Consider the following 16187-nt stretch of genomic DNA (forward strand, 5'->3'; position numbering starts at 1 on the left):
AGGCCGCAAAGAGAGGCGCCCGCCTTCGTTCTCGGCTAGCAGCCCCTCATCCGCCCTTCGGGCACCTTCTCCCCGCTAGCGGGGAGAAGGAGGCGCCGCCGCTGACCGCAGTCGCCCTTCTCCCCGTTCACGGGGAGAAGGTCCCGACAGGGGGATGAGGGGCAAATCAATCCTTAGACGTCAGCCTTCGGCACATAATTCAACACCGGCCCCAACCATCGCTCGACCTCGCGCACATCCATGCCCTTGCGTGCGGCATAGTCCTCGACCTGGTCGCGCTCGACCTTGGCAACGCCGAAATAATAGCTTTCGGGATGGCCGATATAGAGACCGGACACGGACGAACCCGGCCACATGGCATAGCTCTCTGTCAGCGTCACGCCGGTCGCCTTGGTGGCGTCGAGCAGCGAGAATAGCGTCACCTTTTCCGTATGATCGGGCTGCGCCGGATAGCCGGGCGCGGGACGGATACCGCCATAGGTTTCCGAGATCAGCTCCTCCGGCGTGAAAGCCTCGTCCGGCGCATAACCCCAGAACTCGCGGCGTACCCGCTCATGCATGCGCTCGGCAAAGGCCTCGGCGAAACGATCGGCCAGCGCCTTGACCATGATCGAGGAATAATCGTCATTCGCCCGTTCGAAGCGCTCGGCAATCGCCACCTCCTCGATGCCGGCCGTCACCACGAAGCCGCCGATATAATCCGGAACGCCGGTCTCCAGAGGTGCTACGAAATCGCTGAGCGCGACATTCGCCCTTCCCTCGCGCTTGGCGATCTGCTGGCGCAGCGTGAAGAAGGTCGCGAGTTCTTGCCCGCGGCTGTCATCCTTGAACAGCCGGATGTCGTCACCCACGGCATTGGCCGGCCAAAAGCCGATCACGGCACGCGGACGGAACCAGTTCTCCGCGATGATCTTCTCGAGCATGGCCTGGGCATCGGCATAAAGCTGCCGGGCCGCCTCGCCCTGTTTCTCGTCTTCCAGAATAGCCGGGAAACGCCCCTTCAACTCCCAGGTCTGGAAGAAGGGCGTCCAGTCGATATAGCGGGCAAGCTCCGCCAGATCATAGGTCTCGAACACCTTCGTGCCGGTGAATGCAGGCTTGGTCGGCTTGTAGGCGCTCCAGTCGAGCTTGACGGCATTCTCCCGGGCCGACGCCAGCGGCTGGCGCTGCTTTTCCGCTTCCGCCCGGGCATGGGCTTCGGAGACCTTGGCATATTCGGCGCGGATGCCATCGACATAGATCTCGTTGCCATCCTCTGCGAGCAGTGATGAGACGACGCCGACGGCGCGGCTGGCATCGGTCACATAGACCGCCTGGCCCGCCTTGTATTGCGGATGGATCTTCACGGCGGTGTGCACCCGGCTTGTCGTCGCACCACCGATCAGGAGCGGAATGTTAAACCCCTGGCGCTGCATTTCGGAGGCCACATGCACCATCTCGTCGAGCGACGGCGTGATCAGCCCGGACAGGCCGATGACGTCGACATTCTCCGCTTTCGCCACTTCGAGGATCTTGGTCGCCGGCACCATGACGCCGAGATCGATGATCTCGTAATTGTTGCAGGCGAGAACGACCCCGACGATGTTCTTGCCGATGTCGTGCACGTCACCCTTGACGGTCGCCATCAGCACCTTGCCCGCCGCCTGCCGCTCGCCGGGTCCGCCGTTCGCCCGCTTTTCCTCTTCCATATAGGGCAGCAGCACGGCCACCGCCTGCTTCATCACCCGCGCCGATTTCACCACCTGCGGCAGGAACATCTTGCCCGCGCCGAAGAGGTCGCCGACGACATTCATGCCCGCCATCAGCGGCCCCTCGATGACATGCAGCGGACGCTCGGCCTGTTTACGCGCCTCTTCCGTATCAACATCGATGAATTCGGTGATGCCATTGACCAGCGCATGTTCGAGCCGTTTTTCGACCGGCCATTCGCGCCAGCTCATGTCCTGCGTGCGGGCCTTGGCCTCGCCCGTGCCGCGATAACGCTCGGCGATCTCCAGCAGCCGCTCGGTGCCGTCGCGGCGTCGGTTCAGCACCACGTCTTCGCAGGCCTCGCGCAGATCCGGATCGATGCTCTCATAGACGGCAAGCTGACCCGCATTGACGATGCCCATGTCCATGCCCGCCTGGATGGCATGGTAGAGGAAGACCGCATGCATGGCTTCGCGCACCGGCTCATTACCGCGGAAGGAGAAGGAGAGGTTCGAGACACCGCCCGAAACATGCACCAGCGGCATTTCCTGCCGGATTGTCCGCGTCGCCTCGATGAAGTCGACGCCGTAATTGTCGTGTTCCTCGATCCCGGTTGCGACCGCAAAGATATTGGGATCGAAGATGATGTCTTCAGGCGCAAAGCCCGCCTCTTCGGTCAGGATCTTGTAGGCGCGGCGGCAGATCTCCACTTTCCGCTCATAGGTATCCGCCTGACCCTTCTCGTCAAACGCCATGACGACGACGGCAGCACCGTAAGTGCGGATGAGCTTCGCCTGCGCGACGAAATTCTCCTCGCCCTCCTTGAGCGAGATGGAATTCACCACGGCCTTGCCCTGCACGCATTTGAGGCCGGCTTCGATGATCGGAAACTTCGACGAGTCGATCATGACCGGTACCTTGGCGATGTCGGGCTCGGCGGCAATCAGGTTCAGGAACTCCACCATCGCCTTTTCGGAATCGATCAGGCCCTCGTCCATATTGATGTCGATGATCTGCGCGCCGTTCTCCACCTGATCGCGAGCAACGGCGAGTGCTGCCGCGTAGTCGCCCGCCGTGATCAGCTTGCGGAACCTGGCCGAGCCCGTGACATTGGTCCGCTCGCCGACATTGACGAAGGGAATGTCCTTGGTGAGTTCAAACGGCTCGAGCCCCGACAGCGACATGAAGGGCCGATGCTCGACAGGCTGACGCGGCGCCCTGCCCTTCACGGCCTCGGCAATGGCCGCGATATGCGCGGGCGTCGAGCCGCAGCAGCCGCCAACAACATTGACGATCCCCTCTTCGGCAAAACCGGCAACGAGCTCGGCCATCTCTTCCGGGCTCTGGTCATAGCGGCCGAATTCGTTCGGCAGGCCGGCATTCGGATAGGCCGAGATGAAGGTGTCGGCAACACCGGACAATTCCTGCAGATGCGGGCGCATGGCGTCTGCCCCGAGCGCGCAGTTGAGGCCCACAGCAAAGGGCTTGGCATGACGAACGGAGTTCCAGAAGGCCGTTGGCGTCTGACCCGACAGCGTGCGGCCGGAAAGATCGGTGATCGTGCCCGAGATCATGACCGGCAGGCGAATGCCTTTAGCTAGAAAACGCTCTTCGCAGGCAAAAATCGCCGCCTTGGCATTCAGCGTATCGAAGATCGTCTCGATCAGGATGATGTCGGCGCCGCCATCGATCAGCCCGTCGATCTGCTCGCCGTAAGCTGCGCGCAGATCATCGAAGGAGACGGCGCGATAACCGGGATTGTTGACGTCGGGCGAGATGGAGGCGGTCCGGTTGGTCGGCCCGATGGCACCGGCCACGAAACGCCGCTTGCCGTCCTCGCGCTCGGCCCGCCACGCCGCCCGGCGCACGAGTTCGGCGCCATGGCGGTTGAGGTCGTAAACCGCCCCTTCCATCTCGTAGTCGGCCTGAGCAATGCGGGTCGATGAAAAGGTGTTGGTTTCCAGAATGTCGGCACCCGCCATCGCATAGCGGAAATGGATGTCCTCGATGGCATTGGGCTGGGTGAGGATCAGAAGGTCGTTATTGCCCTGCTGATGGCAGGCGCAGCCGAGGAAGCGCTCGCCGCGGAAATCCTCTTCGGTGAGGCCGAGCCCCTGGATTTCCGTGCCCATGGCGCCGTCGAGGATCAGGATACGTTCGCGCGCCGCTTGGTTGAGCGCCTTCAGGATCTCCGCTCCGTCCCGGGCAGCACCGTCACGGCCGAACAGTTGATCGAGCATCTGCGAAGTCTCCTATTGCGTATGCGACGCCAGGCAATTCACATAAAGATATCTTTATGTCAACATGCGAGCCCTATCTACACCACCATACACGGGCGGTGACACGACCGCTGTTGATCGGCTATAGAACCAGCAACGATGCAGCCGGGGAGGAAGAAATGTCGGAAAATCAATCACAGCAATCGCCATCCAGCCCCTGGAGCACCCGCCCCTATCATCGCAAATGGCTGCTGACACAGGCCGACGGCCTGTTCGATTTCTTCCAAGGTCCCGCGCTCAACCCGAAGGGCGGCTTCTACGACCTGTCGCGGGACGGCAAGCCGCTTTCGACCGACAATCCCGCCCGCGGCATCCATGCCAGCGCCCGCATGGTGCATTGTTATGCCATCGGCCACCTGCTCGGCCGCCCGGGCTCTGCCGATATCGTCGACCACGGCATGCGTTACCTTTGGGAGCGCCACCGCGACCAGAAGAACGGCGGCTATTTCTGGCAGGCCAACGACACCGGTGCTGCCGACGACACGAAGCAGGGCTACGGCCACGCCTTCGTCCTACTCGCCGCCTCCTCGGGCAAATGCGTCGGCCATCCGCTGGCCGACGAGATGCTGGCCGACATCACCCAGGTGATCGAAGAGAAATTCTGGGAAGAGAGCCACGGCGCAATCGCCGAGGAATTCTCTGCCGATTGGCAGCCGGTCCCCGGCTATCGCGGCCAGAATTCCAACATGCACCTGACCGAAAGCCTAATGGCCGCTTTTGAGGCAACCGGTGAGCGGCACTACCTCACCAAAGCCGAGCGGATCGCCGACCTGATCATCAACCGCCGCGCCCGCGAAGAAGCCTTCCGTGTCGCTGAACATTTCGATGAAAACTGGGTGGTCGACCGGAATTATTACCATCCGAACGAAATGTTCCGCCCGGCCGGCACAACGCCCGGCCACTGGCTGGAATGGGCCCGCCTCATCCTGCAGCTCTGGGTGCTCGGCGGCAAGCAACACGACTGGATGCCGGAAGCCGCGCGCGGCCTCTTCTTTCAGTCCATGGCGCTCGGCTGGGACAAGGACAAGGGCGGCTTCTTCTACACGCTCGACTGGGCGAACGCCCCCGACAAGCGCGCAAAACTCTGGTGGCCGCTCTGCGAAGGCGCAGCTGCCGCCCATTTCCTCAACCAGCACCAGGAAAGCGACTTCCACGAGGAAAGCTATCGCAAGATCTGGAACTACATCGCGGGCAACAATCTCGACCGGGAGCACGGCGGCTGGTTCGAGGAACTCACCGAAGACGGCAAGCCGTCGAACAGCCTCTTCCCCGGCAAGGGCGACATCTACCACGCCCTCCAGGCCTGCCTCATCCCGCTCTTCCCGGCCAATGGCAGCCTGACGAAGATGATCGCGGAGCACCCGCTCGACGTCTGAGCGTCAACAAGACCAGCACATGAGAAAGGGCCGGAAGACCGGCCCTTTCTCTATTCCAGGATTGCGATCACCTCTTACTGCTCGATCGCATAGGTGATGTTGACGGTCACCGTGTAGAGGTTCTCGCCGGACGCGATCGGCACCGACTCGTCCGCCATCTTCGCCATCGGTGCGGCCGCATAGACCTGCGGCATCGGCCGGGCGAAATTCTCCGAGATCTCGACGACCCGGCCGAGCTTGACGCCGGCGGCCTCCGTCAGCGTCTTGGCCTTGGCAGCAGCCTTTTCGACCGCCTGCTTGCGCGCCGCCTCGATGGTCGCCTCCGGATCGTCATTGGTGAAGCTGATGCCGCCCCCCTGATTGACGCCGAGCTTGACCGACTGGTCGATGATCGCGCCGAGCTTGGAGAGATCGCGGACCCGGACCGTCAGACCGTTGCTGACCGTATAGCCGACGATCACGGGCGCCTCGTAGGTTCCGTCGGTGCGGGTTTCCTGCTTGTATTTCGGCTGGATCGAAAAATCCGTTGTTTGCAGGTCCTTCTCGGCAATCCCCTGACCCTTAAGATCGGCCAGCACTTCCGCCATTGCGGCGCTATTGGCCGAAAGGGCTTCGCCAGCGGTGTCGGCATCGCGAACGACGGCCAGCGAAATGACCGCCATATCGGGCGCCACGGTCGCTTCGCCCTCGCCCGATACCATGATCGTCGCCTCGCGACGCTCCGCCTCGGCGGCAAAGGCCGGCGCAACGAAACCGGCAGAGAGAACCGAACCGGAAAGCGCCGTGGCGATGACGAGACCGCGTGTGAATTTCAGCATGAAATATTCCTTTGTCCCTCGAAGCCGGAGGACCTTGTCGTCTCATCCGGCAGAATGCCCTTCCGCCAGAAGTGATGACGATGGATTGTGAAGCCATTACGGCAGAGACTTGTCGCATACCGGAAATTGCGTTAGAGCCCGTTCACGGCGCGGGGTGACCATGACCCGCCCGACGGCAATTGCCGGGCTGGGCCTGTAGCTCAATGGTTAGAGCCGGCGGCTCATAACCGCTTGGTTGGGGGTTCGAGTCCCTCCGGGCCCACCAACCCCTCACGCCTCCACAGCTTCCCGCACGTCATCCAGCAGGAAATGCACCACAACGTAGCGGGTCGAATAGCTCCGACCGCTGTCGGAGACGCTTTCGACCGTGCCGCCGTCGGCGGGGTGCCATTGGCTGTAATGGGGATTGTTGACGATCAAGGTAATCGCCTTGCCCGTATGCGCGCCCTGAAGGCGGTAGCGGGCCTCGGCAAGCGGCCATATACGCTCGAAGTCGGCCTGCGTCAGGCGCACTTTCAGCGCCTGACGGCGAATTGCTTCGCTGTGCGAACCATCATCTCGGGTCTGGGCGGGACTGGTGAGTGTCACCTCCTCCGCACCCTCGAGAATAGCGCTGAATTCCTCTGGCCACATGCGTCTCATCGAATTGCTCCTCCCCGAGCGTTTTCATGCTGACGGGGAAGTGTAGCGCGTCTGGCCGAGGACACAACGGAGAACCCGCTCAAGAGTCACGATAACACGGCCGCCTCCTGGCAAGCCCACACCAAGGAAGGCAGTCGCCGGCAGGAACCGGATCCGTTCCCCGAGGTTCGGCTTTTTTCCCTCCACAAACGGTTCAACGGCAAAGGAGACACGAGATGCACACGGCGACCGAGAGAGAGTACGTCACCCCGGAAGACGAAGTCCGGCCGACCGACGCAGGCACGCCTCTCATGGATGAGACCACCCAGGCTGCCGCGTACCACCGCTATCCGCCATCAGCCTTTCGTGGGCCCCTCTTCGAGACCCGCGACCGGATCGCCTTGGTCATGGCAACCGCCATGCTGCTCGGACCGCTGGCCGCATTGCCGCTCGGCTTGTGACCGGAAGCGACGGCCGCGCCAAAAATCATTCGGTGCAGCCGGTGTCTTTCAGGGCCTGAACGTGAAAACGTCGCAACGCTGCCGCGATGTCGGCCTCGCTCATCGCATGGCCGGCCGCGGCCAGATCCGCGAACAGCCGCGCGATGACGTCACTGTCACCACGCACGGCATGATCGGCCTCGTGCAGGTCTGCCCCATATCGGCTCAGTTCCTCGCCGCTCAGCCCGATCAGCGAGCCTGCCCAGTAGCCGGCAAGAAGGTTGCGGCGCGCCCGGATGCTGCCGAGCGATTCGTCGTCGTGATGCCCAGGGGCGCTGTGTTGCGACGATGCATTGGGGGACAGGGTCATGTCTCGTTCCTCCTCGTTTGTGGGTCAGGCGTCAGCGGCCCGGGTCAGGTATGTTGCAACGGCACCGCAGGCAGGATTGGATGCGTCGAGCAGTTCCGCGGGACTTGTGAAGCCGGTCGTCACGGAGACTGCGGTCGATCCGGCCCACCAGAAGTCGCGGCCGGCCCTATCGAGCAAGGCGGGCGCGGTCGTGCTCAGGCAGGCATTGACCTCTGCGACAACCGACACCGGTGCACGAACCTGTTCGAGTCTGGTGACGATCTCGGCCTGAACCGGATCGATGACAAGGGCTGTAAAAAGCCAGGCAAGCAGGTCACCGATCATCGCCGAGCCCCGCGCTTAACGGCGGCCTCTGCAGAGAGACGCGGAAATGGGATTCGGGGCGTGGGTTGGCCGGGTTGGCACAACATGTCACCGGGCGACGCGAAGCGACCGGGTCCGATCAGGCGAGAATCATGGCGGGGCAATGTCTGGTCCTCAGACCGGCAAGGATGTCGAAACGGTCCGACATCGCAAGAGCGCCGGCAGCTCTTACCAGAGGGGCCCGGACCAGCGGGTTGACAATCAGATGGGGGAGAATTCTGGCGCCTTCAAGGCATTGCCGCTTGAAATTCATGAGAAATGAAAACCGTTCGGGCCATGCGGGGGGATCCGTTTGGAACCCGCCCCGCATGACCCGGGGGATGCAGCAGCCCGACGGCGGACAATCCGGTCTGGCGCCCCCCTTCGTCAGCGCCGGATCAGCGGGCAACCGCGAACATTGGCGAAGACCACCCGGTCGCGATAGCCGTGGCGCACGCCGGCGACCACCACGCGACGGGGAGAGACATCGGCAACGAAGGCGCGACGAAGACCGTTCCAGCGCGCCTTCTCGACGGCCTGGTGGGGATGGCACTGGCCGCGACGGTCCCAGCCCGGGCGGTCCCAGCCCGGACGATGGCGGTCGTCATGACGCGGGCGATCCCAGCCGCGACCATCCCGCGGTCCATCGATATAGATGCCCCAGCCAAAACTGTCTGCCGAGGCCGTCGAAACCATCCCGGTTGTCGCCGTGATCGAGACCAGGGCTGCTATTGCGAGTTTGCGAAGCATGCCAGTCATATGCGTGTCTCCTCTGAACACATCGGACGTCTCGCCCGTGTCTTGTGTTGTGCCCGCTCTCAGGAGCGATTGGGAGGAAACTAACGGGCGCCGGCTGAACACAGTCCGAAGCGCCCATTCAGCACGGGTTCAGGTGGCTCGCCAGGTAAGAAATGACCTGGACTCAAAGGGAAAGGATCAGTTCGCGCCGATGCGGCCGGTCGCGATGTTCGACGAGATAGAGACCCTGCCAGGTGCCGAGCAGCAGGCGCCTCTGGGAAAAGGGAATGCTCAACGAGACCGGCAGAAGTGCCGCTTTGATATGGGCCGGCATATCGTCCGGCCCCTCGTCGCGGTGCGTGATGTAATCCATCCGGGGGTCCGTCGTCGGTGGCACGAGGCGACGGAAGAAGGCCTGCAGATCAACCTGGACCGATGGATCCGCATTTTCCTGGATGAGCAGGGAGCAGGACGTGTGGCGGACAAAGACCGTCAAGACCCCCTCCTCCGCCCCGGATCGTCCGACGAAGTCTTCGGCGGCCTCGGTAAACTCGTAGAGCCCGGCCCCGCGTGTCTCGATCGTCAATCGTCGCTGAACCATGCACAATACCTCGCGTCGCAGCTGCTTGTCGCTCTCAATGAGGGCGAACCGTATGCCCTCTAGCCGACCGGCGGCCCAGTCTGTAGTCTCGCGCGAAACGACAGCCAGACAAATCCCTAGAATGCCGACGAGGATATAGCCATGAGCGTGATCGAAACCATCGAAAAGCAGGAAGCCCGCTTCGTTTTCAAGGCTTTCGACGAACTCACCGCGCTCGACCTCGGCCAGCGGCTGGTCAAACTCGCTTTGTCGCAGGCAGCCCCAGTGGTGATCGACATTCGCACGGCCGACCGCACACTCTTTCACGTCGCCCTTCCCGGCGCCTCGCCAGACAACGATCATTGGGCCCGGCGTAAAAGCAACGTAACGCTGCGCTTCCACAAGGCATCCCTGCGCGTCGGCGAGACGAACAGACTGAAGGAACGTGGCGTAACGCCTGATCTAGGACTTGATCCCCTCGACTATGCGGATCACGGTGGCAGCTTCCCCATCCGGGTGTCCGGAACAGGCGTGGTTGCTGCCGTCACCGTCTCTGGCCTGAAGTCCCAGGAGGACCACGACATGATTGTCGCCGCGCTTGAGGACATCTGGGGCAACGCGTGAGAAAGGTTCCCCCACCCGTCAGGGTCGCACGGCGCAGAACAGGCTGAGACGGCTGAACACCCCCTCTTCGCGTTCCAGCACCAGGACGGCGGGCAGCGCATAGGGGCCTTCCTCGCCCCCGGCATCGGCATCAACGCCGCGCCGGTTCTGGCCGTTCAGCGTGCACTCGACGGCGACGCGCAATCCCGCCTCATCGATCATCACCACGCAATCCTCAAGCGTCAGATCATGCCGCAACACATAGGCTGATAGCGTATCCCGAAAGGAAGCATGGCCGATGACCCGGATGCCGTCTGGGAGGTCGAGCACGGCCTCCTCGTCAAAAGCGGTTATCAGGGCAACGAAATCGTGCCGGTTCAACGCATCGATAACGGCAAGCGTCTGATCTTTAATGGACATCGACCTCTCCTCTTCTGCTGTTGGAAATAGGCCGCAATCGTCGGTAGGCAAGACCGCCAGCGTCAGGCGATCGGCCGCAGCCTCTGTCGTGCGCCCTCCACGACGGCCTTCGTCACCGGCGTCATCAGCCGCTCCACAGAGCGACTGACATGCCAGTAGAGCGGCACGTCGAGCGGGCAGTCCGGCTTCAGCACACAGAGCCGTCCGCTTTCCAGGGCCGGCGCCACCAGCACTTCCGGGTTCATCCCCCAGCCAAGGCCCTCGACAGCCGCATCGACAAAGGCCTGGCTCGAAGGAAGCCAATGGGAAGGGCCAGTCACGGGCCTGCCGTAGGCTCGTTCTACCCAGCGCGACTGCAGCCGGTCTTTCGCGTTGAAGGTCAGCATGGGCGCTCGCATCAGGCTCTCTGTCGTCGCACCCTCATCACCGAACCAGCGTCGAACGAAGTCGGGGCTGGCGGTGGCGAGGTAGCGGAGCGCACCCAGCGGCTTGCAGTCACACCCCTGCACGGGACGTGCCATGCTGCTGATCGCCGCCCTCACCTCGCCGCGCTTCAGCCAGTCCGCGCTGTGATCCTGATCGTCGACGACGAGGTCGAACAACAGGCCCCCGGCCCGTCCGAGCGCCGGCAGAAACCAGGTCGCGAGACTGTCGGCATTGACCGCCAACCGCACTGCCGGCCAACCGCGCGCGTCTTTGGCTGTTGCGATCGAGGCGTCACCATCAAGCGCGCTGTGCATGCCAAGATCCAGCCGCAACTCCTGCTCCCGCAATCGCAGTTCCTCGGCGTGGCGGAAGACGCGACCTCCAGCTCCGGTTGCCCGGCAAGGCTGCCCGCGAATGACGAGCGGCGTGCCAACCTGCTCTTCCAGAAGACGGATGCGCTGCGACACGGCCGACTGGGTTACGCCCAGTTCGCTTGCCGCCCGTTCAAAGCTGCCGGAGCGAAGGATGGCGGAAAGCGCGGCCAGGTGAGACGGATCGAACATCGAAAGCTCTAATGCAGAATTAGCCGAATGAATTTCTCTAATGACGATGCCCGCGCTAGGGAGAAAACACAAGACGGGACACTGAATGCCATGATCTATGCCCTCACCGCCGGCTTCCTGCTGGGCCTCAGTCTGATTGTTGCGATCGGGGCGCAGAACGCCTTCCTCCTGCGCCAGGGACTGCGCCGAGAGCATGTCCTGCCGCTGGTTCTCACCTGCGCGGTCTCAGATGCGCTTTTGATTGCCCTTGGTGTTGCGGGTTTTGCGACGGTCTTGGCCCGCCTTGAGTGGCTCGATCCGCTGATGCGTTACACTGGAGCCGCCTTCTTGCTGGTCTATGCCGCACGCAGCCTGCGCAATGCGCTTGCCGGCGGCAGCGCCCTGGAGCCCAATGAGGACAAACGGACAAGCCTGCGCACGTCCCTCCTGACCTGTATAGCGCTCACCTGGCTCAATCCGCATGTCTACCTCGACACGGTGGTCCTCCTCGGCTCGATCTCAACCCGTTATCCGGGCCAGGAACCAGCCTTCGCCCTTGGCGCGATGACGGCCTCCTTTATCTTCTTTTTCAGTCTCGGCTATGGCGCTCGTCTGCTGGCGCCGCTCTTCGCCCGGCCGCTGGCGTGGCGGGTTTTGGACGGCCTCATCGCCATGATCATGGCCGTGATCGGCCTGAGCCTTCTTCGCTGAATGCGGGTGAACCGCGTCGTCAGCTCTCGGGGAAGCCCCGTGCACGCCATTCGGCCTTGGGCACCGGCTTGCCCACAGACAGCGAGAATTTGACAACCTCGGTGGCATTGTCGTCCACTTCGCAACGGACGCCGATGTTGATCCAGTCCCCATTGACGTCGCGAAATGCCGCCAGTTTGACGTCGATGACATTGCCCTCCTTCAGCCGCAGGATCGGCAGGAGATAGGGGACATAGGCCGGTCGACCATTGCGCAACTGCTGGCTTAGTTCGGTGCCGCACAACTGGTCTCCGCGCTCTTGACGGGAGAGCCCCGCCATGGCGGTCGCCGCGGCTTCGTCGCCGGAAAGCGCGGTCGAGAACAGCTTCTTCACTTCGCGGGGAACCAGGGCAGCCTCCTTGATCGGCTTTGCTTTTTCCTCCTCCGCAGCCTGCGCCTCGGCAAGCCTGTCTTGCTGGTCCGTTTCCTGAGTTACTGCAGGCGGCGCAGGCGTGGCCCCGTCCCCCTGCACGGCCTCATCCCCCGCATCGGGCATCGGTGCTTCCTCAGCAAGCGTCGCCTCCGGCAGATCGATCTCCGGCTGCGGCGCGGTTGCAGCGGCCTCCTGCTCCGCCTCTTCGAGCTTTGATGCCGCCTCGGCTGTCAGGCCCGCTTCAGCCTCCGTCCCCTTGGAGACCTCCGGTCCCGAATCCTTCTCGGCAAACTTCACCACGGGCCGCAGCACAGGGATCGGCGCCTGGCTGGCATCCGGCAATGTCGGCTGTTCTTCGGCCTCGGCGGCCGCGGGCGGAGGCTCTGGCGGGGGTGGCGGCTCGGCCTGAGCCTGTTCCTCGGCCGTCTTCTCGGGCTCGGGTTCAGGCGGAGGCTCAGGGGCCGCCGGCTCCGTGGGTACGGTCTCTTCCGCCGCCGGCTCCGGAGGCGCGACCAGCGTCACCTCGACGACGGGCTCCTCTGCCGCAGGATCCGATCGGAGAAAGAGCGACAACAGCAGAACGCCCGCCACGGCTGCATGCAGCAGCAGCGAGACGGCAAGCCCGGCATTCGGGCGCCACCGGCGTTTCAGACTCTTGTCGACCATCGGTTGATCCATACCGAGGAATACGGCGAAAAGGGAGGCGATATGTGACCTCCAGCGCGATCAGATCAGAATTACGACAGCAGCACGGCGGATTGTCGCTCTTCGATCGATACCCACACTGCTTTGCGGTCGAAGGACACAAAACAGGCCTCCCCCAACAGGCGTCCTATGAATGCGACGAACCTATCAGCAAAATAACGCCCGGCGTACAGAACGGCGAGCGCGGCTTGTGGCGCAGCACACCGCCCTCTTGCGCTCCTTCTCGCAATATTCTACCGAAGCTCTGTCGACACCGTTCGGCCGTAAGCGTTTACGTGAGGCAACGCATCCAAACCTGAAATCGTCCGCGCCGGGCGTATTCTCAAAGGTTCGAGATGTGCTATCCGCCTTCGACGATTTCTTTTCCGAAAGAACACGATATGCAGCTTACGCGCTTTCCGGCCCGCTATGCGGGCATCCTCATGCCATTCATCCTGTCGATCATCATGACCATGGTGGTCTCTGCCGTCGCAACCGTGAAGAACCTCGGCATGGGCCCGCACTTCGTCTCAGACTGGCTGTCCGCCTGGGCCATGTCCTGGGTCATCGCTTTCCCGACGCTCCTGATGGCCCTTCCCATCACACGTCGCCTGGTCCGGCTCCTGGTCCAACCTGCATAAAGCGAAAAGGCCGGAGCGTTTCCGCTCCGGCCCTCAAGAGCATCGTTCGTGCAAAAGCCTCAGCTATCCAGGAACGACCGAAGCTTGCGGCTGCGGCTCGGATGCTTCAGCTTGCGAAGCGCCTTGGCTTCGATCTGGCGGATACGTTCGCGGGTCACCGAGAACTGCTGGCCGACTTCTTCCAGCGTGTGATCGGTGTTCATGCCGATGCCGAAGCGCATGCGCAGGACGCGCTCTTCGCGCGGCGTGAGCGAGGCGAGAACGCGGGTCGTGGTCTCGCGCAGGTTCGCCTGGATGGCGGCATCGATCGGCAGAAGCGCGTTCTTGTCCTCGATGAAATCGCCGAGATGCGAATCTTCTTCGTCACCCACGGGGGTTTCGAGCGAGATCGGCTCCTTGGCAATCTTCAGGACCTTGCGGACCTTTTCGAGCGGCATTGCGAGCTTTTCGGCCAGTTCTTCCGGCGTCGGCTCGCGGCCGATCTCGTGAAGCATCTGGCGCGAGGTGCGGACGATCTTGTTGATCGTCTCGATCATGTGCACCGGAATACGGATCGTGCGGGCCTGGTCGGCGATCGAGCGGGTGATCGCCTGACGAATCCACCAGGTCGCATAGGTCGAGAACTTGTAACCGCGGCGATACTCGAACTTGTCGACCGCCTTCATCAGGCCGATATTGCCTTCCTGAATGAGGTCGAGGAACTGTAGGCCGCGGTTCGTGTACTTCTTGGCGATCGAGATGACGAGACGCAGGTTCGCCTCGACCATTTCCTTCTTGGCGATACGCGCTTCGCGTTCGCCCTTCTGGACCATCGAAACGATGCGGCGGAATTCGGCGATCGAGATACCGGTTTCCGTGGCAAGATTCTGGATCTCGCCGCGGATGTCGCGGATCGTCGCGTTCTCTTCCTTGGCAAATTCCTTCCAGCCACGACCGGATAGGTTGGCGATCGACTTCATCCAGTTCGGATCGAGTTCGGCACCCTGATACTGTTCGAGGAAAGCTTCGCGCTTGACGCCATAGCTTTCGGCGAGACGCAGCAGGCGCCCCTCGTTCTGCATCAGACGCTTGGAGATGTCGTAGAGCTGCTCGACAAGGCTGTCGATGCGGTTCTGGTTCAGCGACAGCGACTTAACCGCCGTGATGAGCTGGTCCTTGAGCTCCTTGTAACGACGCTCCTGGCCGGACGACAGCGTGCCGGCACAGGCAAGACGTGCCTCCACCTGCTGGTCCTGCAGCTTGCGCAGCTTCTTGTAGGTGTCGGCGATGAGGTCGAGGGTCTCCATGACCTGGGGACGCAGCTCCGATTCCATCGCAGCCAGCGACAGGTTCGATTCGTCCTCGTCCTCTTCCTCTTCTTCCGGCGGCATGCCTTCGCCGCCGATGGCGGTGATGTCGTCGTCGTCACCGGAGGCGGCCTGCGGGCGACGCTTGGCGCGCTCCTTTTCCTTCTCTTCGGCGGCCTTGCGGTCAGCCTCAATCTTTTCAGGAGACTGGAACTGCGGCGCAGCCTTGGCTTCCGGACCGGAATAGGTGGTTTCGAGATCGATGATCTCGCGCAGCAGCGTCGTGCCTTCGTTCAGCTCGTCGCGCCAGATGATCAGCGCCTGGAAGGTCAGCGGGCTCTCACAGAGGCCCGAGATCATGGTCTCGCGGCCAGCCTCGATGCGCTTGGCGATCGCGATTTCGCCTTCGCGTGACAGAAGCTCGACGGAGCCCATTTCGCGCAGATACATGCGCACCGGGTCGTCGGTACGGTCGGTCGGCTCTTTCTTCTTGGCGGTCGCAACGGCGGTGCCGGCGGACGGCGCAAGCTCGCCACCTTCGCTTTCGCCCTCTTCGTCGTCCCCGTCCTCGGCAGCCGCCGGCTCATCGGCGTCTTCGTCCTCGATGACGTTGATGCCCATGTCGGACAGCATGGCCATGGTGTCTTCGATCTGCTCGGAGGTGACTTCCTCCGATGGCAGGACCGAATTCAACTCGTCCATGGTCACATAGCCGCGCTTCTTCGCGGCCTTGATCATCTTTTTGACCGCGTCATCGGAAAGATCGAGAAGCGGACCGTCCGTCGCGCCGTCGCGTTCGCCGTCGGCTTCTTCGTTTTCTTTGACTTTCGATGCCATCTATCTCGTCGCTTTCCCTGACGTCTGATCATGCTGCGAACCGCCGGACGGATGGGAGAGCCGGCCACTCACCCGGGCGTATCGCTTGTCACTGACCTAACGGAGTGTTGCTTAATTCCTGATTAACTATGGGCATTGCGGTCGCAGCGCCGAACCTTCGATTGTCTGCATGACCTATCATCATACCAGAGATCCGTCAGAACCCACGTCACCCTTGTGTGCTTGGATTGGTGATTCCCACAATTTTTCCTGGCGTCAAGCTCTTCTGCAGCACAGACGAAGAAAATCAACAAAACAAGCCGTCATACGGCGTCTTTATCACCGATCTTCGCAGATGTAGGACACAAGTCCCCGGAAACAAGGGGCGCTGCC

16 protein-coding genes and 1 tRNA gene are annotated in these 16187 nt (G+C 62.4%); 6 read left to right on the top strand and 11 right to left on the bottom strand.

Going from position 1 to position 16187, the window contains the following annotated elements:
• Nucleotides 1–173: 173 nt before the first annotated feature.
• Nucleotides 174–3929 carry a methionine synthase gene (gene metH, locus ACT53S_RS09210; RefSeq protein WP_476066758.1) on the bottom strand — a complete coding sequence of 1252 codons (3756 nt, stop codon included), beginning with the start codon at nt 3927–3929 and terminating at the stop codon, nt 174–176.
• A gap of 158 nt (nt 3930–4087) precedes the next feature.
• Here metH and ACT53S_RS09215 point away from each other — a divergent pair, with 158 nt between their 5' ends.
• Nucleotides 4088–5344: an AGE family epimerase/isomerase gene (locus ACT53S_RS09215; RefSeq protein ID WP_142068127.1), complete on the top strand. Its 1257-nt coding sequence runs from the start codon at nt 4088–4090 to the stop codon at nt 5342–5344.
• A 74-nt stretch (nt 5345–5418) separates the two neighbouring features.
• Here the strand turns inward: ACT53S_RS09215 and ACT53S_RS09220 are convergent, their stop codons facing one another.
• A complete protein-coding gene (locus ACT53S_RS09220) occupies nt 5419–6162 on the bottom strand; it encodes an SIMPL domain-containing protein (RefSeq protein WP_142068125.1) in 744 nt (247 codons plus the stop codon).
• A gap of 189 nt (nt 6163–6351) precedes the next feature.
• Between ACT53S_RS09220 and ACT53S_RS09225 the strand changes: the two genes are divergently transcribed.
• Nucleotides 6352–6427 (top strand) — tRNA-Ile (locus ACT53S_RS09225).
• A 5-nt stretch (nt 6428–6432) separates the two neighbouring features.
• Here ACT53S_RS09225 and ACT53S_RS09230 read toward each other — a convergent pair.
• Complete coding sequence (locus tag ACT53S_RS09230; protein WP_174238511.1) at nt 6433–6795, bottom strand: hypothetical protein; 363 nt, start codon at nt 6793–6795, stop codon at nt 6433–6435.
• Nucleotides 6796–7019: 224 nt separating this feature from the next.
• Here ACT53S_RS09230 and ACT53S_RS09235 point away from each other — a divergent pair, with 224 nt between their 5' ends.
• A complete protein-coding gene (locus ACT53S_RS09235) occupies nt 7020–7244 on the top strand; it encodes a hypothetical protein (protein WP_113375439.1) in 225 nt (74 codons plus the stop codon).
• 25 nt (nt 7245–7269) lie between these two features.
• On the opposite strand, the gene ACT53S_RS09240 is transcribed toward ACT53S_RS09235, so the two are convergent.
• From ACT53S_RS09240 to ACT53S_RS09255, 4 genes are all read right to left on the bottom strand, one after another.
• Entirely contained in the window at nt 7270–7593 is a 324-nt protein-coding gene (locus ACT53S_RS09240; RefSeq protein ID WP_142067986.1) for an ATPase inhibitor subunit zeta, read from the bottom strand.
• Nucleotides 7594–7617: 24 nt separating this feature from the next.
• Nucleotides 7618–7917 carry a hypothetical protein gene (locus ACT53S_RS09245; RefSeq protein WP_142067984.1) on the bottom strand — a complete coding sequence of 100 codons (300 nt, stop codon included), beginning with the start codon at nt 7915–7917 and terminating at the stop codon, nt 7618–7620.
• A gap of 405 nt (nt 7918–8322) precedes the next feature.
• The gene (locus ACT53S_RS09250; RefSeq protein WP_174238510.1) at nt 8323–8685 is read right to left on the bottom strand and encodes a hypothetical protein; all 363 of its coding nucleotides are present in this window, start codon (nt 8683–8685) and stop codon (nt 8323–8325) included.
• A 172-nt stretch (nt 8686–8857) separates the two neighbouring features.
• Nucleotides 8858–9274, bottom strand: a complete 417-nt coding sequence (locus ACT53S_RS09255) for a secondary thiamine-phosphate synthase enzyme YjbQ (protein WP_142067980.1) — start codon at nt 9272–9274, stop codon at nt 8858–8860.
• Between the two features lie 141 nt (nt 9275–9415).
• On the opposite strand from ACT53S_RS09255, the gene ACT53S_RS09260 reads away from it, so the two are divergent.
• Nucleotides 9416–9877, top strand: coding sequence for a heme-degrading domain-containing protein (locus ACT53S_RS09260; RefSeq protein WP_142067979.1), 462 nt, complete (start codon nt 9416–9418; stop codon nt 9875–9877).
• Between the two features lie 18 nt (nt 9878–9895).
• On the opposite strand, the gene ACT53S_RS09265 is transcribed toward ACT53S_RS09260, so the two are convergent.
• Both ACT53S_RS09265 and ACT53S_RS09270 read right to left on the bottom strand, forming a co-directional pair.
• A complete protein-coding gene (locus ACT53S_RS09265; protein ID WP_142067977.1) occupies nt 9896–10276 on the bottom strand; it encodes a nuclear transport factor 2 family protein in 381 nt (126 codons plus the stop codon).
• A gap of 62 nt (nt 10277–10338) precedes the next feature.
• Entirely contained in the window at nt 10339–11265 is a 927-nt protein-coding gene (locus tag ACT53S_RS09270; protein ID WP_142067975.1) for a LysR family transcriptional regulator ArgP, read from the bottom strand.
• Nucleotides 11266–11355: 90 nt separating this feature from the next.
• Here ACT53S_RS09270 and ACT53S_RS09275 point away from each other — a divergent pair, with 90 nt between their 5' ends.
• Nucleotides 11356–11955, top strand: coding sequence for a LysE/ArgO family amino acid transporter (locus tag ACT53S_RS09275; protein ID WP_113375430.1), 600 nt, complete (start codon nt 11356–11358; stop codon nt 11953–11955).
• A 19-nt stretch (nt 11956–11974) separates the two neighbouring features.
• Here ACT53S_RS09275 and ACT53S_RS09280 read toward each other — a convergent pair whose 3' ends face one another.
• Complete coding sequence (locus tag ACT53S_RS09280) at nt 11975–13033, bottom strand: DUF930 domain-containing protein (protein ID WP_476066759.1); 1059 nt, start codon at nt 13031–13033, stop codon at nt 11975–11977.
• 419 nt (nt 13034–13452) lie between these two features.
• Between ACT53S_RS09280 and ACT53S_RS09285 the strand changes: the two genes are divergently transcribed.
• Nucleotides 13453–13692 (top strand): DUF2798 domain-containing protein, encoded by a 240-nt coding sequence (locus ACT53S_RS09285; RefSeq protein WP_113375428.1) that lies wholly within the window; start codon nt 13453–13455, stop codon nt 13690–13692.
• A gap of 59 nt (nt 13693–13751) precedes the next feature.
• On the opposite strand, the gene rpoD is transcribed toward ACT53S_RS09285, so the two are convergent.
• Entirely contained in the window at nt 13752–15815 is a 2064-nt protein-coding gene (rpoD, locus tag ACT53S_RS09290; protein WP_113375427.1) for an RNA polymerase sigma factor RpoD, read from the bottom strand.
• Nucleotides 15816–16187: the final 372 nt, after the last annotated feature.

This window comes from Allorhizobium sp. DMC15 (assembly GCF_056314065.1).